Source organism: Streptomyces sp. NPDC043952 (genome assembly GCF_056435325.1).
Genome location: NZ_JBWKES010000003.1, coordinates 171,444 through 193,835 on the forward strand (window position 1 = coordinate 171,444; position 22,392 = coordinate 193,835).

Below are 22,392 nucleotides of genomic sequence, written 5' to 3' on the forward strand. Positions count from 1 at the left end.
GAGGGAGCCGCCCATGTCCTGTGAAGCCGACGCACCCGCCGTCGAACACCTGGACGTCCTGATCGTCGGCGCCGGGATTTCCGGCATCGGCGCCGGGCATTATCTGACGACCGGACTGCCGGACAAGAGCTTCGCGATCCTGGAGGCGCGCGCCGGTCTCGGCGGCACCTGGGACCTGTTCCGCTACCCCGGCATCCGGTCGGACTCCGATCTGCACACCTTCGGCTACGAGTTCAAGCCCTGGCGGGATGCGGAGTCGATAGCCGACGCGCCGCGCATCCTCGCCTATCTGCGCGAGACCGTGCGCGAGAACCGCCTGGAGTCCCGCATCCGCTACCACCACAAGGTGCTGGGCGCCTCCTGGTCGAGCGAACGGGCGCGCTGGACGGTCGAGATCGAACGCACCGACACCGGCGAGCGCACGACGCTGACCTGCGGCTGGTTCTTCTGCGCGATGGGCTACTACCGTTACGACGCCGGGTTCACCCCGCACTTCGAGGGGCGGGAACGTTTCCGCGGGCGGATCGTGCACCCGCAAGCGTGGCCCGAGGACCTGGACTACGCCGGCAAGCGGGTCGTGGTGATCGGCAGCGGCGCCACGGCGGTCACCCTCGTACCGTCCATGGCCCGCACCGCCGCACGGGTCACGATGGTCCAGCGCACCCCGTCGTACATCATGCCGGTACCCCGCGAGGACCCCATCGCCAACGCACTGCGCAGGCTCCTCGGCGACCGGCGTGGCTACGCGCTCGCCCGGCGCAAGAACATCGCCCGGCAGAGCGCCGTCTGGTCCTTCTGCCGGCGGCACCCGAAGGCGGCGCGCCGGATCATCCGCTGGGTCAACGCCCGGCAACTGCCCGCGGGCTACCCTGTCGACGAGCACTTCAACCCGCCGTACGACCCCTGGGACCAGCGGCTGTGCGCGGTCCCGGACGGAGACCTCTTCCAGGCCATCAGGAACGGCAGCGCCTCGATCGTGACCGACCGGATCAGCACCTTCACCGAGAAGGGCGTCCTGCTGCGGTCGGGCCGCGAACTGGCGGCCGACATCATCGTCACCGCCACCGGTCTGAACGTACAGGCGCTCGGCGGCATCCCGATGACCGTCGACGGCACCGCGGTCCACCTGCCCGACACCATCGCGTACAAGGGCATGATGCTCTCCGGCGTCCCCAACCTCGCCTACGCCATCGGCTACACCAACTCCTCCTGGACCCTGAAGGTCGGCCTGCTCTGCGAGCACTTCTGCCGCCTGCTGGCCCACATGAGCACGCACGGCTACGACAGCTGCCGCCCCGAACCCGCCGACCCCGCCATGCCGACCCGGCCGTTCCTCGACTTCGGCGCCGGCTACATCCAGCGCGCCGTCGACCAGCTGCCCCGGCAGGGCGACCGCATGCCCTGGCTGACCTCCACCGGCTACCGCGACGACGTCAGACTGCTGCGGTCCGACAGCGTCACCGACCCCGAACTGCGCTTCAGCCGGGTCGGCGCCGGCGAACGCCGGGCGGTGGCCCGGTGAACGGCACCGAGGACCGCTTTCTCACCACCCCCGCGGGCCTGCGCCTGTGCTACCGCGTCGACGGACCCGCCGACGGCGTGCCGCTGCTGCTGATCGCCGGGCTCGGCCTCGACCTCACCTCCTGGCCACGGCCGATGGTGGACGCCTTCACCGGCGGCGGCTTCCGGGTGATCCGCCCGGACAACCGCGACACCGGCCGCTCCGACCGCGTCCAGGCCCCGCCGCCGGGCCTGCTGCGCCAGGCGCTGGCCCGGCCGCGCCCGGACGCCTACGACCTCGCCGACATGGCCGAGGACACCCGACACCTCCTCGACCACCTCGGCATCGAACGGGCCCACCTGGCCGGCATGTCGATGGGCGGCATGATCGCGCAGACCCTCGCGGCCCGGCACCCGCACCGGGTCGCCACCCTGACCTCCATCTTCTCCACCACCGGCAGCCGGAAGGTCGGCCAACCCGCGCTCTCCACCCTGATCCGCATGGCCAAGCGCCCCGCCAGGACCCCCGAGGAAGCGGAGACCCGGCACCTGGCGCTGCTCGCCCACATCGCGGCTCCCGCGTCTTCCCGCCCGACGAGGCACGCGAGCGGGCCTGGGCCGGCGCGGTGTGGCAGCGCGGCCGGGACCAGCGGGCCCACCAGGGCGTCGCCCGCCAGATCGGCGCCATCCAGGCATCCGGCGACCGCACCGCCGAACTGCGCCGGATCACCGCCCCCACCGTGGTCGTCCACGGCACCAGGGACCCCATGGTGCACCCGAGCGGCGGCCGCGCCACCGCCGCCGCCATCCCCGGCGCCCGGCACGTGGAGATCACCGGCATGGGCCACCACCTCGCCCCCGGAGTCCTCGACCGGCTCGTCGCCCTGACCACCGACCTCGCCCGCGCCCACGGCGCCGCCGTCACCCGCACCCGGACCGAGGAGCCCGCATGAGCACCGTCACCGGCAAGGTCGCCGTCGTCACCGGCGCCGGCTCCGGCATCGGCCGCGCGCTCGCGGCGGAACTCGCCCGCCGCGGCGCGCGGCTCGCCCTCAGCGACATCGACGGCACCGGGCTCGCCGAGACCGCCGCCCGGGCCACGTCCCTCGGCGCCGAGGTGCACACCGCGCGGCTCGACGTCGGCGACCGCCCGGCGGTGGAGCGATACGCCACCACCGTCGCCGAGCACTTCGGGGTGGTGCACCAGGTGTACAACAACGCCGGAATCGGCGGAGGCGGCGGCACCGTCCTCGAAACCGACTGGAGCGTCTACGACCGTACGATCGCCGTCGACCTCTTCGGGGTCGTGCACGGCACCAAGGCGTTCCTGCCCCACCTGATCGCCTCGGGCGACGGACACGTCGTCAACATCTCCAGCCTCAACGGGATCATGGCGCAGCCCACGCTCAGCGCCTACTGCGCCGCCAAGTTCGGGGTGCGGGGCTTCACCGAGGCGCTGCGCACCGAGATGCTCGCCGGACGGCACCCCGTGCGGGTCAGCGTCGTCCACCCCGGCGGCGTCCGGACCAACATCGCCACCGCGGCCCTCGACGCGGCCCGCGGCCAGGGCATCGAGATCCCCGCCCGGCAGTTCGCCCGCGCCCGCGTCTACAACGACAGGCTCCTGAAGATGCCCGCCGGGCAGGCCGCCGCGATCATCGTGGACGGCGTGGAGACCGGCCGGCCGCGCATCCTGGTGGGCCGCGACGCCCGCCTCGCCGACCTCGTCGTCCGGGTCTTCCCGCGTCTGTCACCGAAACTGACGGTGCTGTTCGAACGCCGGATCTTCGGCAAGGTGTGAGGGCGGGCAGGCATGAGGACTCGCTTCGCCGACGCCACCGTAGCGACCGACGCGCCGGGCGCTCAGGGCGGGTGGTGGTCCTGGAGGGCGGCGAGGAGCCGGTCGGGCGGCCGGGCCGGCAGGGTGTGGCCGGCGTGGCCCGTGGTGGTCGTCGCGGCGAGCAAGGAGTTGAGGACGGCCTCCTCGACGGCGTCCAGCACCGCCTCGAACAGCGGGCTCAGGGCGGCGTCCGGCACCGGGGCGCCGGCGTCCGGGCGGGTGGTGAAGGCGAGGGCGTAGTCGCCGCTGCCGTGGCTGTACGCCGCGCCGGTCCGGGCCGGCGCGAACACACGGCGCGGCGCGCGACGCGGGTGAGCCGGCGGGCGTCGAGCGGGGCATCGGTGGCGATGACGATCACGCAGGAGCCGGTCTCCGCGGCCGGTCCCGGTCCGCCGGTCAGCCCGAGGGCGCGCGGGCTGAGAGTGCGGCCCAGCACCCGCAGCGTGCCGCCCAAGTTCGCCTGCACCAGCGCCCCGACCGTGTACGGCCGCCCGTCCGGGTCCGTCGTACGGGAGGACGTGCCGATGCCCGCCTTGAACCCCAGCGCGCCGGTCCCGGTGCCCGCGCCGGCACAACCCTCGGCCACCGGACCGCCGGACGCCGTCGCCAGCGCGGCCCGCACATGCTCCTCGCGCACCGGGCGGGCGCGGATGCCGGACAGGTAACCGTCGTTGCACTCGCCGACGACCGGGTTGAGGCTGTGCACCTCGCCGCAGCCGGGCTGTTCCAGCATCCAGCCGACGAGGGCGTCGGCGACCCGGAACGCCGACAGGGCCGAGGTCAGCAGGACGGGGGTCTCCAGCGTGCCGAGTTCGGCGAGCTGCGTGGTGCCGATGAGCTTGCCGTACCCGTTGCCGGTGAACATCCCGGCGGGCAGCGGCGCGTGGGGGCCGACGGAGTCCGGCACCACGGCGGTCACCCCGCTGGGCACGTCCGGAGGGCGGCGTACGGTGGTGTGCCCGACCCGGACACCCGGCACGTCGGTGATCGCGTCGAGCGGTCCGGGAGCGAACTCCCCGATGGCGATGCCCAGTTCACGGGCCCGGACCCGCCGCCCCGCGCGGGAGTGTTCCGTGGGTTCCATGGACCGGACGGTACCGCCGCGGGGCAGGGGCGACGGCACCCCCGTAGCCGCCGCCCCGCGGCATGATCGTGCTATGGACGGACACGCACTGTCAACGATCGTTTTCGGCTAGTCATCCGATCGTTGAATCCCCATGTCAGCGCTGGTTGCCCCGGCGAGGACCGCCGAGACCTCCGCCGTGGCGATGCTGACCCTGCGGCTGTAGCGTTGCAACGCCAGTGGCGCGGTGTGGCGGCGCCAAGGCGGACCTGCCCAAGATCAAGCGCGGGCCGGGCCCGCTAGGGTCGGGGACATGACGACCCTCGCCGGCACCGCCTTCGACTCGCTCCGTCTCGACGCCGTGCGCGACCAAGCGGAACTGCGCCGGGCCTACCCGCGGCCCAGCGACTCGGCCGTACGCAAGCAGCTGACCGAACTCACCGAGCAGACACGGCGGTTGATCGGCTGCTCCTCGCTGGTCTTCGTCGCCAGCGCGGACGCCGGGGGCAACTGCGACGTCTCCCCGCGCGGCGGCCCCGCCGGGTTCGTCACCGTTCTGGACGCGCGGACGGTGGCGATCCCGGACGCGACCGGCAACAAGCGTCTGGACACCCTGACGAACGTCATCGCCACCGGACGGGCCGGGCTGCTGTTCGTCATACCGGGACGCACCACGACGCTCAGGGTGAACGGCCGGGCCTGCGTCTCCACCCGCCCGGAGCTGCTGTCGCGGCTGACGGCGGTGGGCAAGCCGCCGGCCAGCGCGCTGGTGGTGGGGATCGAGGAGGTCTACCCGCACTGCCCCAAGTCGCTGCTGCGCAGCGGGGCCTGGAAGCCGGAGCAGTGGCTCCCGGCGGACGCCCAGCCGACCTCGGCCGAGGTGACGCTGGCCCAGCTGCGCATGCCGGAGCTGACGATCGCCGACATCGAGCGGGCGGAGGCGGACTCGCTGAAGTACCGCTACGAGTAGGATCCGGGCCGCGCGCCGGGGCCCACGGGCGGCTCGACCGGCCTGTCGGGCCACGTCCCGCACGACGCACGACCGGGGCGGGGCGGCGCAGGCACCGCCATCGCGGAACGAGAGGGCAGAGCATAGCAGACGATCGGATCGGGGCGCCGGACAGCACCGCGGTGCGCACCGCGCTCTGGCGGGCGATGCACCTCCAGGTGGACCCGCCGCCGTACGTACTCGAGGACGACATCGGGCTGCGGCTCGTGGCCCCGGACGACGGCTGGCGTGAGCGGCCGGACATGGACCCGGTCGGCACCAGGGCGTTCCGGGCGGCCATGGTCTCCCGCGCCCGCTTCGTCGAGGACCTGGTCGCCGAGCAGGCCGGCCTCGGTGTCACCCAGTACGTCATCCTGGGCGCCGGCCTGGACACCTTCGCCCAGCGCAATCCCGGACTCGCCTCCCGGCTGCGGATTTTCGAGGTGGACCGGCCCGGCCCGCAGGCATGGAAACGCCACCGGCTGGTGCGGCTCGGTTACGGCGTCCCCGACTGGCTGCACCTCGTGCCGGTCGACTTCGAGGCCGACGAGTCCTGGTGGGAGCGGCTGATCGGCGCCGGGTTCGACACCGGCCGGCCGGCAGTCGTCGCCTCTACCGGCGTCAGCATGTACCTCACCAAGGACGCCACCGCGGCCACCCTGCGCCAGATCGCCGCGCTCGCGCCCGGTTCGACGCTCGCCATGAGCTTCCTGCTCCCGGCCGACCTCCTCGACGCCGCGGACCGGCCCGGCCTGCGCGCGAGCGAGAACGGCGCACGGTCGTCCGGGACCCCCTTCATCAGCTTCTACACGCCCCAGGAGATGCTGGCCCTGGCCCGCGAGGCCGGACTCGCGGACCCGCGGCACATCTCGGGAACCGCGCTCGGCGACCGCTACTTCGCCGACCGCGCCGACGGACTGCGCCCATCGAGCGGCGAGGACCTGCTGCTGGCCACGGTCAGCGCGTCGGGATCTCGCTGACCGACAGACCGGCAGAGCGAGAGTTCAACATCCCCGTTGCCGCACGCCCGGTCGGCCATGGCGCCGGTCAGCCCCGCGTCGCCGGTCGGCGCTGCCCTGGACCGCGTGCACCCGGTCGCCGCGCGCAGCGGGACGGTCGCGAGGGTCGTCCCGGCGGAGAGGGCAGGATTCGAACCTGCGTGGACCCCTGGGGGTCCGACCTTGAGACGAGCTTGGTCCCCGATCAGCCGCTCCGGGCACCTCTCCTCGTTCCCGGCTTCGGGGCGGTGCCCCTCGCCGTTCACAGGGAAGAGACTGGCAGGCGGCGCTGACGGAGGGCTGACGGCACCCTGATGGGGTCTCTACTCCGGCCGCGTTCCGGCCAGTTGATATGTGTATTGGCCACGAGTGTCATAGGAATGTCTCAGGAAGAGGTGCCCGGCAACCGGGGCGGCGGGGCTCCTGTCTGGATAGTCGCAAGGCCCGCTCACCGGGAGCGGGACCTGTCCCGAGGGGGAATTCGATGCGCGTCCAGAAGATCTCGATGCTCGCTGTCGCCGGTGTGGCTCTCGGCCTGTCGCTCACGGCCTGCGGCGGGAGCGGCTCCGACGGCGCCGCCCCCTCCTCGTCCGCCTCGTCCACCGCCACGCCGTCCGGCTCCGCGACCCCCGCCACCAAGGGCGGCCAGGGCTCGGCCCACACCACGTCGGCGGGCACCGTGAAGAAGTCCGGCGTCAGCTGCACCAACCAGATCGACTACGCGGGCGACCCCAGGTCGAACGCCGAGATCAACTCCATCGGCGAGAACACCGGCTACTGCCCGCCGGTCCAGCACTGAGTTCCGCCCGGCCCCGAGCCGGGGCAGGACCGATACGCACATGACCGCCGCCCGGCCGGGCGGCGGTCTTCGTCGTTTCCGGGCACGGCGCCGGTACCGGCGTCAATTCCGCTTGACCGGGTCCCTGGTTCAGGTGCTTGCGTGAGCTCCTGCGCTTATCCGGTGTTCCGGCAGAAAATAATCAACTCAACGACGCCACCGAACTGGAGCAATACATGCGCCGTACCCGGATCGCCCTGCTCGCCGCACCCAGTGCCCCGCCCGCGGCAAGCGCCTCCGCCGACACCGCCGTAGCGGCGAACGAGGGCGATGCCGTGGCGCACAGGACGCGACCGGCGCCAGACCTGACCGCGCGCCACTCCGGACACCGCACCCGCCCCGCGCTCGGCGGAGCCTCGCGCCTCGTGTTCGGCTGCGGCCCGCGCCTCGTGTTCGACGGCGGCTCGCGCCCCGCGCTCGGCTGCGGCGTCCTCGCCTGAGCCCCGGCCGCCCCCTCTCGCTCCACACCCGCTTCCACCCGCTTCCACACCTTGGAGAACCTGCGCACATGCCCGCCGAACTCGTCGTCATGGGGCTGGGGCACGTCGGGCTGCCGCTCTCCCGAGCCGCGGTCTTCGCCGGCCTGGCGACCGCGGGATACGACGTGTCCCGCCCGGTGGTGACCGGCCTGACCGACGGCCGCTCGCACGTCGGCGGGGTCGACGACGCCGATGTCGCGGCCATGCTGGGCGCGGGCTTCCACGCCACCGACGACCCCGCGGTCCTGGAAGGCGCGCAGACCGTGGTGATCTGCGTGCCCACCGGACTCACGGACAAGGGCCTGCCCGACCTGTCCGCCGTCGAGGACGCGGCCGAAGCCGTCGCCGCCCGGCTGAGCCCCGGCACGCTCGTCGTCCTGGAGTCCACCAGCTATCCGGGCACCACCGAGGACGTCGTACGCCCCTTATTGGAGCGCGGCAGCGGACTGCGGGCCGGCGAGGACTTCCACCTGGCGTACTCCCCGCAGCGCATCGACCCCGGCAACCCGACCTGGGACGTCCGCAACACCCCCAAGGTCGTGAGCGGGTACACCGCGCTGTGCGCCAAGTACGCGGTGGCGTTCTACTCCCGCTTCGTGGACCAGCTCGTCGTCGCCCGCGGCACCCGCGAGGCGGAGATGGCCAAGCTCCTGGAGAACACCTACCGCTACGTCAATATCGCCCTGGTCGACGAGGTGGCCCTGTTCTGCCATGAAACAGGCATTGACATCTGGGACGTACTGCACTGCGCCGCGTCGAAACCTTTCGGCTTCGCGCCGTTCAGCCCCGGACCCGGCGTCGGCGGCCACTGCATCCCCGTCGACCCCCGCTACCTGGCCGCCCGCGCGGAGTCCCAGGGCTTCGCCTTCCGCACCCTGGCAGCCGCCCAGGACGTCCTGAGCCGGATGCCGGACCATGTCGTGGAGCGCGCCCTGACCCTTCTCACCGAAACCGTCGGGCACCCCGAGGGCGCACGGGCCCTGCTGCTCGGCGTCACCTACAAACCCGATGTGGCGGACATCCGCGAGACACCGGCCCGCCAGGTGGCCGCGGGACTGCTCGCCGCCGGCGTCAAGGTGTCGTACCACGACCCGTACGTCCCCGAGTTCACCGTCGGCGGCGGCCCGCTGCCCCGCACCGAGGACCTGCGGGACGCCCTGGACCGGGCCGACGTGGCCATCCTGCTCCAGGACCACGCCTGCTACGCGCATCAGACACTGGGCCAGGCCCGCTGCGCCCTGCTGGACACCCGCGGCAAGGCCGTGGGCAGCAGAGTCACCCTTCTCTGAATTCCTGAGCTTCCTTTCCCCTCTCGCCGGCCTCGCCCGGCGCATCACCGGCCGGTTCGGAACCGGCCCCCAGAGCCCGCGCACCGGCACCGCCGTGCGTGGATGCGGCCCTGCCCAAGTGCCGCAGTTCAGCACCGCCGTAACACCCATCGGAAACAAGGAGAAACAACATGAGCACCGCTGCCGCCAACGAGCGTCTGGTGAAGCGCTTCGACAAGTGGGACACCGACGGCAACGGGGTCCTCGACGCCGCCGACTTCCAGAGCGAGGCCGCGCGCATCGCCCAGAACCTGGGCAAGGACGCCGACTCCCCGGAGGTACAGGAACTGCACGCCGCCTTCACCGGGCTGTACGAGTACCTCGCCGATAAGGCCGGTGTCGGGGCCGGTGGCACCATCAGCCGCGAGCAGTTCCTCGACGCCACCGGGGAGATGCTGTTCAAGGAGGGCGAGGCCAGCTTCAACCGCGCCCTGTCGCCGATCGTGAAGGCGCTCATCCGCCTGTGCGACGAGGACCACGACGGCCAGATCGACGCCCGCGAGTTCCAGTCCTGGCTGTCCGGTGTCGGCGTGCCGCTGTCCGAGGCCGGCCTGGCGTTCCAGAAGGTCGACAAGAACGGCGACGGACGGCTGTCCGAGGACGAACTCCTGGAGGTCGTACGCGACTTCCACTTCGGCCGCCTCGAGGTCGAGCTGCTCGGCTGACCCGGCCGGACCGCCTCCGCTCCGGTGACACGGGGTGGCGCCGCCGGGCTCAGCGGCCGGCGCCATCCCGTGGGCGGCAACACCGGTGAGGAGGCGAAGGCCGGACCGGTCACACGTGGGCCCCTGAACCCGGCCTGGGGTCCAGGGGCCCACGCACGCCCAGTCAGACGGCCTGTGTGAAGGTGACGGCCAGCTCCGGCCGCAGTCCCAGGTCCCGGCCGCTGACCGGGCGCTCGGCATGGATCAGGATGTTGTAGTGGTTCGGCAGATGGCAGGCGTCGAACCCGAGCACTGTGCCGACCACCGTGTCCCCGACACGCACCAGGTCGCCCCGGTCGATCACCCCGCCGCACTCCAGCTCGGCGAAGCCCAGGAAGCCCACCCGGTCGATCCGGGCGCCGGGGCGCGGCTCCCACTGGTCGGTGGTCACCAGCTCGTGCACCTCACCGCGGCGCACACAGCGCGCCGCGTGCTCCTCCACCCGCATGCCCCGGTCCGTGCGCCGGTGTACCAGCACCTTGACCAGGGTGCCGCGCACCACCCGCTTCGGGCCGTCCTCCTCGGGGTTCACCGGCCCGTCTCCGCCACCGGGACCGCGGGCCGGGCGCAGCCGTAGGCGGCCTCCACCAACTCCAGCGCGGGCAGCCCCCCGTGCGCCCCCGGACCGGCTTCATCGCGCCCCTCCACGAGCGCAGCGAACTCGCCGAGGATCGCCTCGTACTCATGCCACAGCGACCCCTTGAAGGCGGTGTGCCCGGCGAGCATGTCGGCGGTAAGGGCCTCCCCGTCGGCCAACTCCACCTGCACGTCCTTGAGTTCACCGGGATACGACCAGTCCAGCTCGACCTCGGCGGTCGCGCCGGTACGGCCGCGCAGGCGGATCGCCGCCCGGCGGTCGACGCCCCGGCCGTCGCGTTCGAGCACGCACCCGGTGACGGTGAGGTCGCCGAGCAGCAGCCGGACCACGTCGAGGGCGTTGGGTCCGTTGTCGGCCAGGCAGCCCCCGCCGCAGCGGCCGGGGTCCAAGTACCAGTCCTCGCCGCCGAGATGCTCCTCGATGCGCTCCAGATAGCGCACCCGGACCGAGCGCACCTGCCGGCCCGCGATCCGGCAAGCCAGGTCGCGGACGGCCGTGTTGTAGCGCCGGTGGAACGCGGTCATCAGCGGGACCCCGGCGCGGCGCGCCAGATCCACCAGGACCCGTCCCTCGGCCGCGGTCAGGGCCAGCGGCTTCTCCACGCACACCGGGACACCGGCGGCGAGCGCGTCCCGGCACACGGGCAGATGGACATCGTTGGGGACGGCCACGACCAGCGCGTCCGGCCGGGCCCCGGCCAGCAGCGTGTGATGGTCGCGGAACCGGGCCGCCGGGCCGGAATACCGCTCCAGCGTCTGTGCACGGGCGTCGCACACGGCGGTCAGCTCCCACTCGGGGAGCCGTTCGGCGGCGGTCAGGTAGTAGGGGGAGATGGCGCCGAGACCGATCACCCCGAGGCGCAGGGGCCGGTTCACGAGCGGCCCCCGAGCAGACCGAGGCCGGTCAGTTCCTCGTACAGGTGCGGCGGCAGCGGGATGCCGTCGCGGCGCCGTTCGGCGGCGCGTTCCGCCTCCCACCAGCCCGGATAGCGCACCGGTTCGCCCGCGCGCACCGGCGGGCAGTCGGTGAGCGCGCCGAACAGGGACCGGGTCGCGCCCGCCACGTCCGCGCCGGGGCGCAGCATCTGTGGGGCGATGGCGAGCAGGAAGAAGCCGATGTCGTCGTCGCTGCCGTGCGGCCGGCCGTCCCCCTCCAGCGCCGCGGGTGCGGGCCCCACGGCCGCGCCGGAGACCACGGCGGCCAGCAGCTCCACGGCGATGCCGAGCCCGAAGCCCTTGTGGACACCGGTCCCGGAGCTCCCGCCGAGCCAGCGCAGGAAGGCCTCGCCGCGGTCGAAGGCGGCCGGGTCGGTCACCGGCTCGCCCGCCGCGTCCTCCAGCCAGCCCGCGGGCACCGGCTCACCGCGCCGGGCGGCGACGCGGACCTTGCCGGTGGGCGCGACCGTGGTGCTCATGTCCAGCAGGAACGGATGCCCGTCGAGGGCGGGCGCGGCCACGCTGAGCGGGTTGGTGCCGAGCATCGCGACGGCGCCGCCCGGCGGCCGGGCGATGCGCTGGCCGCCGCAGTTGCTCGCGACCACGCCGATCATCCCGGCGTGCGCGGCGCGGGCGGCGTGGAACCCGGCGCACCCGAAGTGGGTCGCGCCACGGACCGACACCAGGCCGATCCCGTGCCGCGCGGCGCGGGCCACGGCGTCGTCCATGGCCTCGGCCGCGGCCCACAGGCCGAGCGCCCTGTGCGCGTCGACGACAGCGCAGGCGCCCAGGTCGGTGAGTGTTTCGGGTTCGGCCTTCGGGTCGCAGCGGCCGGAGGCGAGCAGCGGCAGGTAGAGGCGGCCGAGGTTGAACACACCGTGGGAGTCGAGCCCGGTCAGGTCGCCGTGGAGAAGCGCGTCCGCGGCGAGCCGGGCCCGCGCGGCGGGGATGCCGTGCCCGGCGAACAGGGCGGTGAGCGCGGTGTGCAGCTCGGCGTGGTCGACCAGGACAGAGGTGCGCTCGGCCGCCGCTCGGTGGGCGGGGGGTGCCGTCATCCGTATTCCTTAGGGGATGGGGGGTTGTTCTGTAGGGGTGGGCGGTTCGCTACCGGGTGGATCTCCGCGGCCCGGCCCGGCCCGCCCCGCCGGCGGTCGTACCCCGTCCGCGAAGGACGTGACGAGCCGGTGGATCACGCGGGCGAAGTCCTCCAGATCGGCGAGGTCCACGAACTCGCCGGGCGCGTGGGCGCGGTTGGCGGCCAGCGAGCCGGGGCCCAGTACGGCGGTGAACGCGTCCGCCAGGCCCGCGGCCCAGACGGCGTCGCAGGTGAAGCCGGGGTCGTCGGCCGCCGGCCGGGCTCCGGCACCGGCCAGCAGCGCCTCGGCCCACGGGTCCCGGTTGTCCAGCGCGGGCAGCCCCTGCTTGTCCCAGCCGAGCCGGGTGATGCGGGCCGCGTCCCGCGCGGTACGGGCGAACTCCAGGCTGCTGCCGAACAGTTCGGTGAAACGGTCGAGGCCGTCGGCGAGCTGCCGGGTGACCGCCGCCTTCAGCCGGTCACCGTCGGCGGTGGTGCGGTACGACAGGTTCAGCAGCAGCGTGCCGGTGCCGTGGACCCGGTTGTGGGTGTGGCCGGTGTGCAGTCCGGCGACGCACACCCGGCCACCGGGCACGGTCCCGTCCAGGCGGGCGGCGAGATGCTGGGCGAGGAAGCCGAGCAGCACGGTCGCGTTGTGTCCGGCGTCCGGGTGGTCGTCCACCGCGTCCTCGCCCGCCACCGTGATCCGGGCGGTCATGGCGGCCGTCGAGCGGGGGAGCGCGCGCAGCCCGGTCGGCTCGCAGAACACGTTGAGCCGCCCGTGGTACCCGGCCTCCATCAGCGGGCGGGTGCCGTAGGTGCCCAGGGCGCCGCCCTCCTCCCCGGCGACGGCCTGCACCAGCACGGTGACGTCCCGTCCGACGGCCGGGTGCGCGGCGGCGGCCGCGAGCCCGGCGAGCAGGGCGACCGCGGGCCCCTTGGCGTCGACCGCGCCCCGCCCGGTGAACCGGGCGCCGTCGAAGACCGGCGGGGTGTGACCGGCGACGGTGTCCAGGTGCACGTTGAACATCACCGTGTCCGCGCGGGCGCGTTCGGGCCCCAGGCGCAGCAGCAGACTGGGCTGACCGGCGAGGAAGCGCGGATCACGGGCGGCGGCGCGCACCGTGGCCGGTACGCCGGGCCGGTCCAGGCAGTCGGCGGGCGGCGCGGCCAGCCGTACCGTACGGAACCCGGCCCCGGCGGCGGCCGTCGCGTACCGCTTCAGGAGCTGCGGCAGCCGGGACGGCGGGTCGTCCGGGCCGGCCTCCAGCGGGTTGACGCTCGGCAGGCGCAGCAGGTCGAGGAGGAGTGCGCGGTACCGGTCGGTGAACACGGCGCTCACGCCGGGCCGTCCGGGAGCTTGTCCAGCAGCGCGAGCAGTGCCTGCCCGGCCCGCACGAAGAGGTCGGCGGCGTCCGCGCCGGCCCGGATCAGCCCCTCGTGGGGCCGCACGGCGAGGTGCGGTTCGAGGGAAAGTGCCCCGCGGTAGCCGTGGGCGGCCAGGATCCGCAGGCACTCGGCCACCCGGGCGGCGCCCTCGCCGGGCAGCGTGTAGGCGGTGGAGCCGTCCGGCAGGCGCACGGCGTCCTTGATGTGCACGTGGGCGACGTACGGCGCGAGTTCCCGCAGCATGGCCGGGGCGTCGTACCCGTAGGGGACACCGTTGCCGATGTCGAACAGCAGGCGCAGGGCGGGGCTGTCGACGGCGCGCAGCAGGCGCAGCGCGCGGTCGGCCCGGTCCCCGGCCCAGCCCGCGCAGTTCTCGTGCACCAGCACCAGGCCGGCGCGCGCGGCCCGGTCCGCGAGGACGGCGGTGCGGGCCAGCGCGCGGTCGGCCCATTCCCGCTCCGGCAGGCCGTCGTTCGGGTACGACATGATCCGCACCAGGCGGCAGCCGAGGGCGGCGCACCGCTCGGCGAGCACGTCCAGTTCGGCGAGGTCCGGGCCGATGCCGCCGGTGACCGGACGCGACCAGTTCCCGATCCGGGACGCCACGGCGACCACGCTGACGCCGTCGTCCGCGAGGCGCCGGGTGAGCGCCCCGAAGGCGGCGGGGGAGAGGTCGGCGAGCGCGGTGCCGTCGACGTTGCGCAGTTCGACGGCGCTCCAGCCGAGGCGTCGTAGCGCGGCCAGTTGACCGTCCGCGCCGGGCGCGGCCTCGTCCCCGATGCCGGCCAGCGGCCCGAAGCGGGGGGCGGTGGCGGGTTGCGGGCGCATGTCAGCGGCTCCCCGCGAGCGTCTGCGGAACCCTGGGGGGTGGTACGACGGCGCAGTGCTCGCGCGCCGCGCACAGCAGCCGGGCCGTCGCGCACGCGAGCGGGAAGTTCAGGGCACCGGCCGTCCCGGTGGCGAAGCCCCGGTAGGCGTCCTCCAGGAAGCCGGTCAGGGCGTCGTCGCGGAAGACGTGGTGCGCGGGCCCGGTGTCCGGCCCCTCGACGACCAGTTGGGCGTGGTCGTCGTCCTCGCTCAGCGGGAAGTGCGCCGTGGCCGTGCCCCCCTCGAACGCGCAGACGACGCTGCGCTGCCGGACCGCCGCGCCGAGGTCCGAGCGCAGCAGGGTGGTCACGCCCGACCGGTGCTCCAGCTCGACGCGGGCGCCGCCGAGGCGGGGCAGTACGCGGTCCTCGCAGCGCAACTCCCAGCAGCCCGCCGCCCGCAGCTCGGCCGGACCGGCCAGGTCCAGGGCGAGCGCCAGGGAATGGGGGAGCTCCACGTCCAGCGCGGTCGGGTGCCCGTCGGTGGTCAGCGACCGCAGGAAGCGGGGCTTGTGCTGGTCCACGGTGATGCGGCGCAGCGGGCCGAGCGTCTCCTCGCGGACCAGCCGGCGCAGCCGGGCGGCGAGCCGGGAGCCGGTCCAGTGCGACACGACGACCACGTCCAGCCCCGCCCGCTCGCGGAGCCGTACCAGGGCGTCGAGTTCGGCCGCGGAGACAGCGAGGGGCTTCTCCACGATCAGCCGGCGCACCCCGTACTCGGCGAGTCGCGCGATCACGTCGTACCGCTGCCGGGGCGGGGTGCACACATGGGCCACCGTCGCGGCGGGGTCCGCCCCGGCCAAAGCCTCCTCCAGGCTGCCGAAAGCCGTGAGTTCACCGGCCGCCCCCGCGTCCGCCCGTGCTCCGGCGCGCGGGTCGCAGCCGATCACGGGCAGGGCGACCAGCGGATCACCCGTGGCCGCGGTGCGCCGGGCGAGCCGGGCGAGGGTCTTCAGATGCAGTCCGGATCCGGAGCGGCCGAGCCCGACCACGAGGGGCTGGAGCACGGAGCCTCCTGGGAGAAAGGAAAAAGGGGAAGGAGAACCGGGGGGCGCGCGAACGCCGGTCGCGGTTCGCCGCACGGCGCGCACAACCCCGGTGCGCCGCCCGACTATTGCCGCCCGGCGCGGATAGGGTCAAGCGATCCGGAACGCCGTTACCCACAAAGTGTGAAGATGATCCTTTCCTTTCTCCGCCTGCGGAACGATCCGACTAGCGTGGCCGTTCCACAGAAACGACGGGACGGGTGAGAGTTTGCCTTCCAGTGGACAGCTTCGGGCGCCGGCCGGGAGTGCGGTTCCGGCCCCCGAGGGGACGGCCGAATCGATTCCCTTCTTCTCCCAGGCCGCGACTTTCGAACAATTGTGGCCGTCCATCGAAAAGGCGTTGGACGACGTTTTCGACAGCGGAAAATTCAGCCATGGAAAACAGGTCGGACAACTGGAGACGGCCCTCGCGCGGTACACCGGCGCCCGGCATGTGATCGGTGTCAACAGCGGTACGGACGCCCTGGTGTTGCTGCTGCGCGCCTGCGGACTGCGCCCCGGCGACGGGGTGCTGGTGCCGGCGTACTCCTTCTTCGCCACCGCCTCCGCGGTCGTACTCGCGGGCGGGCGCCCGCAGTTCGTGGACATCGACCCGGTGACCTACGCGATGGACCCCGAGGCGCTCGACGCCGCCGTCACCCCCCGCAGCCGGTTCGTGATGCCGGTCCACCTGTTCCACACCATGGCCGACATGGCGGCCGTCTCCGCCGTCGCCCGGCGGCACGGCCTCACCGTCGTCGAGGACAGCGCCGAGGCGATCGGCATGCGCCGCCGGGGAATCCACGCGGGCCTGCACGGCAGGGGCGGCGTCCTGTCCTTCTTCCCCTCGAAGACGCTCGGCGCGATCGGCGACGCCGGAGCCGTCCTCACCGACGACCCGCAGATCGCCCACACCGTCGCGGCCCTGCGCCACCACGGCAGGGGCGGCCGTACGCTGAACGACTTCCCGGCCATCTCCACCGAGAGCGCGCTGCCGGGCGCCAACAGCAAGATGGACGACATCCAGGCGGCCGTGCTGCTCGCCAAACTCCCGCACCTGGAGGAGCACATCGCGCGCCGCGCCGACCTGGCCGCCGCCTACACCGCCCGGCTGCGGGACCTGCCCGGCATCCTCCGCCTGCCGCGCGCCACCGCCGAGACGCCCGACGACCGCGATGTGCACTACGTCTACCTGATCGAGACCGAACAACGCGACGCCCTGGTCGACCACCTCGCCGGGCAGGGCATCGGCACCGAGGTCTACTACCCGCTGCCGCTGCCCCACCAGCCCGTCTTCGGCCACCTCGGCCACCGGCCCGGCGACTTCCCGCACGCGGAGGCCGCCGCCCGCCGGGCCGTGGCCCTGCCCTTCCACCCCGACCTGCGCCCCGGCGACCTGGACCGCGTCTGCGACACCGTCGGCGCCTTCCTCGCCACGACGAGGACCACCGCATGACCACCACGCCCGCCACCGCCGTCCCCTTCTTCCCGCCCGCCCTCTTCGAGGCCGACCGCGCCGAACTGATCGCCCTGGTCCGCGAGGTGGGCCTCGATCCGGAGCAACGTTTCATCCTGGGCGCGCGCACCGCCGCCTTCGAAGAACTGCTGCGCGCCGACCTCGGCGCCGCCGACGTGGTCGCCTGCTCCAGCGGCACCTCCGCGCTGTCTCTGGTGCTGCGCGCCATGGACATCGGCCCCGGCGACGAGGTGATCGTCCCCGCCTTCGGCTGCGCCCCGCTCGCCTCCTCGGTCGTCGCCGTCGGCGCCGTCCCGGTCTTCGCCGACATCCGCCCGGACACCATGACCATGGACCCGGACGACGCCGAACGCCGCGTCACCGGGCGGACCAGGGCCGTGATGCCCGCCCACATGTTCTCCGTGATGGCCGACATGCCCCGCTTCGCCGAACTGGCCCGGCGGCACGGACTGCGCCTGCTGGAGGACTCGGCGGTCGCCCAGGGCGGCGTCCTGCGCGGGGTGCCGGCCGGGTTGTGGGGCGAGGCGGGCGTCTACTCCTTCGTCCAGGTCAAGACGGGCGGGATGCCCGGCGAGGGCGGCGTGGTGATCACCCGTGACCCGGCGCTCGGCGAGCGGGTGCGGCTGCTGCGCAACCACGGCCAGCGGCCCGGCCGGCGGTTCGTCCACCACGCCATCGGCGTCAACAGCCGCTTCGACGAGATCCAGGCGGCCTTCCAGACGCACCGCTACGCCGGATTCCCCGCCCGCCTCGCCCGCCGGGCCGAGATCGCCGCGTACTACACCGAGCGCTTCACCCCGCTCGCCGACCACGGGGTGACCCCGCCGCCGCCCGACCCCGACGGCCGCTGCTTCTACGTGTACACGGTCCTCGCCGCCGACCGGGAAGCCCTCGCCGCCCACCTGGCCGCGCACGGAGTGGCCAGCCACGTCTACTACCCGAGCCCCCTGCCCGCGCACGCCGCCTTCGCCCCCTACGCACCACCCGGCGCCCGCTGGCCCGCCGCCGAGGAGGCCGCCCGCCGCCATCTGTCGCTGCCGGTGCACCACTTGCTCACCGACGCCCAGGTCCGGCAGGTCGCCGACCTGGTGTGCGCCTTCGCGGCGGGGCACGGCTGACCGGCGGCGGCCACCGGTACGGAATGCCACGGCCGCCACCGCCCTGCCGACGCCCGTACCGGAGACACCTGGCGGCCGACCGCCCTCGCCACAACCGTCCGCCCGTGGCGCGCCACCTGTCCGTACGGCACCCAGCACACATCCCGGCCCCCAGACCCACCCGCGCGCCCCACCCCCCGGCGCCGACCACCTCTTCCACCGACCAGATCCGAAAAGGCCCCATGACCGACAGCATCGTGGCCGGCCGTCCCACGGCCACCGCCCACGCTCCCGGCAGGCTGCGCACCTACGCGCGGCTCGGCAAGCTGGACGTGTACGACTACTACCTGGGCATCTTCCTCGCCCTGACCGCCGCCCTGTTCCCGCTCGACGCCTTCACCGCCCGCGAGGCGCTGGTCCTCGCGCTGTTCCTGGTCGGCGAGATCGCCGTACTGATGGCGATGGTCGCCCTGGACGACGTCACCGGGTTCCGCGACGGCAGCGACCTCGCCAACTACGGCCCCGACAACCCCCTGCGCAGCAAGGCACGCAAACCCCTGGTCGCCGGGGCGCTGACGGTACCCCAGGCGCTGCGCTTCGCCTGGACCTGCGCGGTGGCCGGGGTGCTGCTGTGGGCGGGCGCCGCCGCGCTCGCCCCGCACCGCCCGCTGTGGGCGCTCCTCGCCGCGGGCGCGCTGTTCGCGGTGTCGCTCCAGTACTCGTACGGTCTGAAGATCAGTTACCACGGTTTCCAGGAGGCGTTCCTCGTCGCCCTGGGCGCCGTGCTGGTGATCGTCCCCTACGGGCTGCTGACGGGCGAGTTCGCCGGGTTCCTGATGGTGCAGGCGGTGCTGTTCGGGTTCGGCCCGCTGATGTTCGGCGTCTACTCCAACACCAACGACGTCGAGGGCGACCGGGCCGTGGGCCGCCCCACCGTGGCCGCGCTGGTCTCGGAGCGGGGCAACGCCGTCTTCATCGGGGCGCTGTCGGCCGCCGAGTTCCTCATCGGCGCGCTCGCCTCGCTCACCGGCGCGGCCCCCTGGTGGTTCGTGCTGCTGATGCTCCCGGCGACCGCGCTGCGCACCCGGCAGTACCTGACCGGGTTCGTCCGGGGCGACATCATGACCGCCCGCCGCACCGGTTTCACGGTGCACCGGCTGAGCGTGGTGCTGATGACCGTCGCCAACGTCCTCGTCGGCTGGGGGGCCACCCGATGACACCCGAACTGGACGTCGCCGTCGTCGGCGCCGGCATCGCCGGACTGACCGCCGCGCACGAATTGCGCCGCGCCGGACTCTCCGTCCGCGTCTACGAGCAACTCCCGGACGTGGGCGGTCGGATGCGCAGCCTGCGCCACGACGGCTGGACCGTGGACACCGGCGCCGAACAGGTCGCCTCCCACGGCTACCGCGCCACCTGGGAACTGCTGCGCCGCCTCGGCGCCACCGCCGCCGACGTGCCCCGCGTCGGCGGCGGGGTCGCCGTCTGGCGCGGCGGGCGCGCCCGTCCGGGCGTGGGGGAGCGCACGGCCGTCCTCACCGGCGCCGGACTGTCCGCCCGCGCCCGGCGCGACCTGGCCGCCTTCTCCGCCTGGTCCGGCCGCCGCGCCGCCAAGTTCGACGGCGACCACCCAGAGCACACCCCGCTGGGCGCCACCACCATCCGCGAGGCGACCGCCCGCTACCACCGCGACCTGCACGACTACCTCTTCCAGCCGGTCGCCGGCTGCTTCTTCGGCTGGGACACCGCCCGCTCCGCCGCCGCCCCCCTGGTCAGCCTGCTGCTGGAGGCCGGTGCCCCGACGAGCTGGCGCACCTACCGGGAGGGCATGGACTTCCTCGCCCGCCGGCTCGCCGCCCAGATGGACGTCGTCACCGGACGGACCGTGCGCGAGGTCGTGGACGCGGGCGGCCACGCCGTGTTGCGCTGCGACGACGGCGAGGTCAAGGCGCGGGCCGCGGTGCTCGCCGTCCCCGCCCCCGCCGCGGCGGCCCTGCGCCCCGAACTCCCCGCCGACGAACGGCCGTTCCTCACCGCCTGCACCTTCACCCCGATGCTGAAGGTCAGCTGCCTGCTGGACCGCCCGCTCGCCCCGGCCGCCCGGCGCCCGGTGCACATCCTGCTCACCCCGGCCGCCGCCGGGGAACAGTACCTCTCCGGCGTCGTCGTGGACCACGCCAAGGACCCCGGCCGGGCCCCCGAAGGACGCGGCCTCGTCACCCTCGTCGCCGCACCGCTCCAGGTCCCCGAACTCCTGGACGCCGACCCGGACGCCGCCGCCGACCTGCTCGTGCACGCGGCCGAACGCTACGTCCCCGGCATCGGCGCCGCCCGCCGCCACCACTTCACGCACCGCTTCCGCCACGGCCTGCCGGAAGCCACCCCGGCGGCCCTCGCACAGCGCGCCGCCTTCCTCGACCGGCCGGTGCGCGCCGTGGAGTACGCCGGCGACTGGGTGATGCTGCGGCCCGCGTCCGAAGGCGCCGTCCGCGCGGGCGCGCTCGCCGCCTCCCGCGTCCTGAGCAGGCTGGGCCGGCCCCGCCCGGCAGGCCCCGACCGACTGGAGAAGACCGTTGCGACCGCATGACATGGGCACCCTGTTCGACGAGGCCGTGGCGGACGGCGCCCGCACCGTGTTCCACCTCGACCGGCCCCTCGACCTCGCCCCCGACGCCGGAACGCGCTGGACCGTCACGGAACTCGCCGACCTCGTCCGCGTCACCGCCACCCGGCTGGCCGCCGCCGGGGTACAGCCCGGCGACCGGGTGGCGATCGTCAAGGACAACCACTGGGACTACGACCTGCTCGCCTGCGCCGCCGTCCGCGCCGGCGCCGTCCCCGCGCTGCTGTCCGCCCGGCTGGAGCCGGAGACCCTGCGCACCCTGCTGGAGCGGCTGCGCCCGGCCGCGCTCGTCACCACCTCCGAACTGCTCGCCCACTGCGGGGCCGCGAGTCCGCCCCTGCGCGTCACCCTCGACGCCGCCCCGCCCGGCGCCGTCCACCTCGGCGCGCTGGACGCCACCCGGCCCCGCCCACCCGTACGCCGCCGCGACGACGACCCCCTCGTCATCCACCACACCTCGGGCACCACCGGAGTGCCCAAGCTGGTCGTCCACTCCACCCGCACCCTCGTGCACAAACTCGCCCGCTTCGAGGCGGTGCGCTACCCCGGCATCGGCATCCGCCGGGACGACATCCTGCTCAACGCCAGCGCCTACGCCCACGGCCGGACCTTCTGCTGGACGGCGGTGGTGCTGTCGACCCCGCCCGCCGAGGTCGTCGTGCTCACCGGCGACGACCCGGACACCGCCGACCCGCTGCTGCGCGCCCACCCGCCCACCGTCGCCGAGGCCCTGCCCGCCACCTACGTCCAGCTGCGGCCGCTCACCACCCGCCTCGACAACCCCTTCCGGCGGGTCCGCCTCTACATCAGCACCTACGACGCCGTCCACCCGCCCGTGCTGCGCGCCTACCTGACGGCGACCCGGCACGCCCGGCCGCTGTGGATGCAGGGCTGGGGCCAGACCGAGACCGGCCCGCTGACCTTCCGCTTCCACACCCGGCGCGCCGCGCTCGCACCGGACGCGAAGTCCACGGCACGCCGGCTGGGCCGTCCGGTGCCGGGCCGGACCCGGCTGCGCGCGGTGGACCCGGACACCCTGCGCCCGGTGCCGCGCGGCCGCCCCGGACTGCTCCTGGTGCGCACCGCCGCCCTCGCCCTGGGCTACCTCGACGAGGACGAACGCTGGCAGGCCAAACGCGTCGGCGACTGGTGGTCCACGGGCGACATGGGCGTGCTCCACCGCGACGGCAGCGTCAGCGTCCTGGACCGCGAGGTCGACAGCCTGCCCGGCCTGAGCTGCCTGCGCACCGAGGACCTGCTGGAGGCGCGGCTGCCCGAGGCTTTGGAGTGCGTGATCCTCGGCGCCGGCGACGGCGATCCGCTGCCCGTCGTGGTCACCGCCGACGGCCGACTGGACCCGGCCGCCTGGAAAGAGGCCGCGGACGGCCTGCCGGCGCTGCGTGAACCGGCCGTCCTCACCTGGGACGACGTGCCCCGCACCGGCACCGGCAAGGTCCGCCGCGCCGCGCTGGCCCGCCGCCTCACCGGCACCGGACCCGCGGGCACCGGCCGCTGGACCTGACGGACGGCACTCCCGACCCGGCCTGCTCCGTGCCGGGCCGGGCCCGA

The 22,392-nt window shown here is 74.1% G+C and carries 19 protein-coding genes, 1 tRNA gene and 2 pseudogenes; 14 read left to right on the top strand and 8 right to left on the bottom strand.

Going from position 1 to position 22,392, the window contains the following annotated elements:
- The first annotated feature begins 13 nt into the window (after nucleotides 1–13).
- The 3 genes and pseudogenes from AC069R_RS04540 (at nucleotide 14) to AC069R_RS04550 (ending at nucleotide 3,301) form a co-directional block, all read left to right on the top strand.
- Nucleotides 14–1,522: a flavin-containing monooxygenase gene (locus AC069R_RS04540; protein ID WP_478764462.1), complete on the top strand. Its 1,509-nt coding sequence runs from the start codon at nucleotides 14–16 to the stop codon at nucleotides 1,520–1,522.
- Nucleotides 1,523–1,656: 134 nt separating this feature from the next.
- Nucleotides 1,657–1,890 (top strand): annotated as a pseudogene (locus AC069R_RS04545) (alpha/beta fold hydrolase); the annotation flags it as partial.
- 559 nt (nucleotides 1,891–2,449) lie between these two features.
- Nucleotides 2,450–3,301, top strand: coding sequence for an SDR family NAD(P)-dependent oxidoreductase (locus AC069R_RS04550; RefSeq protein WP_478764464.1), 852 nt, complete (start codon nucleotides 2,450–2,452; stop codon nucleotides 3,299–3,301).
- 62 nt (nucleotides 3,302–3,363) lie between these two features.
- On the opposite strand, the pseudogene AC069R_RS04555 reads toward AC069R_RS04550, so the two are convergent.
- Nucleotides 3,364–4,424, bottom strand: a pseudogene (locus AC069R_RS04555) (P1 family peptidase).
- Between the two features lie 292 nt (nucleotides 4,425–4,716).
- On the opposite strand from AC069R_RS04555, the gene AC069R_RS04560 reads away from it, so the two are divergent.
- Both AC069R_RS04560 and AC069R_RS04565 read left to right on the top strand, forming a co-directional pair.
- Nucleotides 4,717–5,373: an MSMEG_1061 family FMN-dependent PPOX-type flavoprotein gene (locus AC069R_RS04560; RefSeq protein WP_478764465.1), complete on the top strand. Its 657-nt coding sequence runs from the start codon at nucleotides 4,717–4,719 to the stop codon at nucleotides 5,371–5,373.
- Between the two features lie 122 nt (nucleotides 5,374–5,495).
- The gene (locus AC069R_RS04565) at nucleotides 5,496–6,371 is read left to right on the top strand and encodes a class I SAM-dependent methyltransferase (RefSeq protein ID WP_478764759.1); all 876 of its coding nucleotides are present in this window, start codon (nucleotides 5,496–5,498) and stop codon (nucleotides 6,369–6,371) included.
- 154 nt (nucleotides 6,372–6,525) lie between these two features.
- Here the strand turns inward: AC069R_RS04565 and AC069R_RS04570 are convergent.
- Nucleotides 6,526–6,617 (bottom strand) — tRNA-OTHER (locus tag AC069R_RS04570).
- A gap of 256 nt (nucleotides 6,618–6,873) precedes the next feature.
- Here AC069R_RS04570 and AC069R_RS04575 point away from each other — a divergent pair.
- The 4 genes from AC069R_RS04575 (at nucleotide 6,874) to AC069R_RS04590 (ending at nucleotide 9,699) form a co-directional block, all read left to right on the top strand.
- Complete coding sequence (locus AC069R_RS04575; RefSeq protein WP_478764466.1) at nucleotides 6,874–7,188, top strand: hypothetical protein; 315 nt, start codon at nucleotides 6,874–6,876, stop codon at nucleotides 7,186–7,188.
- Between the two features lie 137 nt (nucleotides 7,189–7,325).
- Entirely contained in the window at nucleotides 7,326–7,667 is a 342-nt protein-coding gene (locus AC069R_RS04580; protein WP_478764468.1) for a hypothetical protein, read from the top strand.
- Nucleotides 7,668–7,735: 68 nt separating this feature from the next.
- Complete coding sequence (locus AC069R_RS04585; protein ID WP_478764469.1) at nucleotides 7,736–8,995, top strand: nucleotide sugar dehydrogenase; 1,260 nt, start codon at nucleotides 7,736–7,738, stop codon at nucleotides 8,993–8,995.
- A 170-nt stretch (nucleotides 8,996–9,165) separates the two neighbouring features.
- Nucleotides 9,166–9,699: an EF-hand domain-containing protein gene (locus AC069R_RS04590; protein ID WP_478764471.1), complete on the top strand. Its 534-nt coding sequence runs from the start codon at nucleotides 9,166–9,168 to the stop codon at nucleotides 9,697–9,699.
- Nucleotides 9,700–9,862: 163 nt separating this feature from the next.
- Here AC069R_RS04590 and AC069R_RS04595 read toward each other — a convergent pair whose 3' ends face one another.
- Genes AC069R_RS04595 through AC069R_RS04620 form a run of 6 tightly spaced genes read right to left on the bottom strand, consistent with a single transcriptional unit; the run spans nucleotide 9,863 to nucleotide 15,608 of the window.
- Nucleotides 9,863–10,270, bottom strand: coding sequence for a DUF6917 domain-containing protein (locus AC069R_RS04595; RefSeq protein WP_478764472.1), 408 nt, complete (start codon nucleotides 10,268–10,270; stop codon nucleotides 9,863–9,865).
- Nucleotides 10,267–11,211 carry a Gfo/Idh/MocA family protein gene (locus AC069R_RS04600; protein ID WP_478764474.1) on the bottom strand — a complete coding sequence of 315 codons (945 nt, stop codon included), beginning with the start codon at nucleotides 11,209–11,211 and terminating at the stop codon, nucleotides 10,267–10,269. The genes AC069R_RS04595 and AC069R_RS04600 overlap by 4 nt, the downstream gene beginning before the upstream one ends.
- Nucleotides 11,208–12,326, bottom strand: coding sequence for an Ldh family oxidoreductase (locus AC069R_RS04605; protein ID WP_478764476.1), 1,119 nt, complete (start codon nucleotides 12,324–12,326; stop codon nucleotides 11,208–11,210). The genes AC069R_RS04600 and AC069R_RS04605 overlap by 4 nt, the downstream gene beginning before the upstream one ends.
- A gap of 9 nt (nucleotides 12,327–12,335) precedes the next feature.
- Nucleotides 12,336–13,688 (bottom strand): M20/M25/M40 family metallo-hydrolase, encoded by a 1,353-nt coding sequence (locus tag AC069R_RS04610; protein WP_478764478.1) that lies wholly within the window; start codon nucleotides 13,686–13,688, stop codon nucleotides 12,336–12,338.
- Entirely contained in the window at nucleotides 13,685–14,563 is an 879-nt protein-coding gene (locus AC069R_RS04615) for a sugar phosphate isomerase/epimerase family protein (protein ID WP_478764479.1), read from the bottom strand. The genes AC069R_RS04610 and AC069R_RS04615 overlap by 4 nt, the downstream gene beginning before the upstream one ends.
- A gap of 1 nt (nucleotide 14,564) precedes the next feature.
- Nucleotides 14,565–15,608, bottom strand: coding sequence for a Gfo/Idh/MocA family protein (locus AC069R_RS04620; RefSeq protein ID WP_478764480.1), 1,044 nt, complete (start codon nucleotides 15,606–15,608; stop codon nucleotides 14,565–14,567).
- Between the two features lie 379 nt (nucleotides 15,609–15,987).
- On the opposite strand from AC069R_RS04620, the gene AC069R_RS04625 reads away from it, so the two are divergent.
- The 5 genes from AC069R_RS04625 (at nucleotide 15,988) to AC069R_RS04645 (ending at nucleotide 22,345) form a co-directional block, all read left to right on the top strand.
- A complete protein-coding gene (locus tag AC069R_RS04625) occupies nucleotides 15,988–17,082 on the top strand; it encodes a DegT/DnrJ/EryC1/StrS family aminotransferase (protein ID WP_478764482.1) in 1,095 nt (364 codons plus the stop codon).
- On the top strand, nucleotides 17,079–18,221 hold the full coding sequence (locus AC069R_RS04630; RefSeq protein ID WP_478764483.1) for a DegT/DnrJ/EryC1/StrS family aminotransferase: 1,143 nt from the start codon (nucleotides 17,079–17,081) through the stop codon (nucleotides 18,219–18,221). Before AC069R_RS04625 ends, AC069R_RS04630 begins: the two co-directional genes overlap by 4 nt.
- A gap of 221 nt (nucleotides 18,222–18,442) precedes the next feature.
- A complete protein-coding gene (locus tag AC069R_RS04635; RefSeq protein WP_478764485.1) occupies nucleotides 18,443–19,417 on the top strand; it encodes a UbiA family prenyltransferase in 975 nt (324 codons plus the stop codon).
- Nucleotides 19,414–20,787, top strand: coding sequence for a flavin monoamine oxidase family protein (locus AC069R_RS04640; protein WP_478764487.1), 1,374 nt, complete (start codon nucleotides 19,414–19,416; stop codon nucleotides 20,785–20,787). Before AC069R_RS04635 ends, AC069R_RS04640 begins: the two co-directional genes overlap by 4 nt.
- Nucleotide 20,788: 1 nt before the next feature.
- Nucleotides 20,789–22,345 (top strand): class I adenylate-forming enzyme family protein, encoded by a 1,557-nt coding sequence (locus AC069R_RS04645; RefSeq protein ID WP_478764761.1) that lies wholly within the window; start codon nucleotides 20,789–20,791, stop codon nucleotides 22,343–22,345.
- The last annotated feature ends 47 nt before the right edge of the window (nucleotides 22,346–22,392 follow it).